The sequence below is a fragment of the Salinicola sp. genome (assembly GCF_982684285.1).
In genome coordinates, this window is the sequence record NZ_CEXLVS010000485.1 from 1 (window position 1) to 1,253 (window position 1,253).

Below are 1,253 nucleotides of genomic sequence, written 5' to 3' on the forward strand. Positions count from 1 at the left end.
ATATCTGGATAATGTGCAACTGATTGAGGTAAAAGAGGGAGGATAGTTTCAGCATCGCCACCCGTAATAATAAACCGGATACGGTTATTAAACTGTAGTTTAAGATCGTCGATAAGGCGTTCTAGTGTCGCGGTAACACTATAAAGCGTGCCCGACTGAATAGCGCTAAAGGTATTGGTTGCTAATGTTTTAAATTCACTGTCATCGAGTGTATCTTTAATAGCATCAGTCTTATTAGTTAACGTTTCTCGCATAAGGCTTAGGCCAGGCAAAATCATGCCGCCTTGATGCTCACCATATTTGGTCACAATATCTAAGGTGATTGCTGTGCCACAATCAATAACACAGGTTGCTAAACGCGCATGTTGTCTGGCAGCAATCAGTGCTAACCAACGATCACCCCCTAATTTTTCTGCCTGCTGGTAAGCGTTAGCCACGCCGAAAAGTTTTTGTTCACTGGTGACAAATTTAGGATTAACATCCCACTTCTTCGTCGTCCATTCTTCCAGTTGTTGCGCAATTTTATCGCCCGCAACATTCGCCACAAAGACGGCTTCGATATCTGACAGCTCTTTCCACTGTTTAGTTAACGAGGCTTTAATGCCTGTTTTTCCGCGACTAAAACTTTGACTTTCTGTTAAACCATTAGCATCGATACATGCCCACTTGATCCGACTATTTCCAATATCGACGAGTAATTTCATGATGCAAACCTGATGCTAACGTGGCTGTTAGATAAGGTTTCAATTTTATTGTTACGCATATAACGCAGTTCACCTTGTTCATTGATACCGCAGGCCAGCGCGGTAAATTTACTATTTTCGCCAATTAACGTGATAGTTTGATTATCAAGCGCATCATATTGAGGCCATAAAGGAATAAAATCGCTTAATCCACGATGTTGGAATAGCTCTATTGTTTTGATCATATTTTGAATTATTTTTCCCGCCAGTTGGTTGCGACAAGGTACGTCAGTACAAAGTTGTTGCAGACTAGTGGTTTTTTGGTTTATTTGACGTTGTGTATTGGTCGGAAGCTTGAAATTAAGGCCGATCCCTACGACAGTATTTTGTTTTTTGCCGAAACGAGATTCTACTAGAATCCCGGCAAGCTTATGTCTTTTGTGTAAAACATCATTGGGCCATTTTAGTTGTAAGTCATTGATTCCCTCAGACTTGAGGGTGTTTATTAAGCTTATCCCGATAGCGATGCTTAATCCATTTTTGGCCATTTCAGCGGGAAAAGGCCAAAAA

2 protein-coding genes are annotated in these 1,253 nt (G+C 40.9%); both read right to left on the minus strand.

Translation table 11 applies throughout. The annotated features are described in order from the left end of the window. A partial coding sequence (locus tag AC3AYF_RS21315; RefSeq protein ID WP_487780467.1) for a type III pantothenate kinase occupies nt 1–704 on the minus strand: 704 nt, incomplete at its 3' end. Continuing rightward, nucleotides 701–1,253, minus strand: a 553-nt coding sequence (locus AC3AYF_RS21320; RefSeq protein ID WP_487780468.1) for a biotin--[acetyl-CoA-carboxylase] ligase, incomplete at its 5' end; no start/stop codon positions are given. The genes AC3AYF_RS21320 and AC3AYF_RS21315, both read right to left, overlap by 4 nt.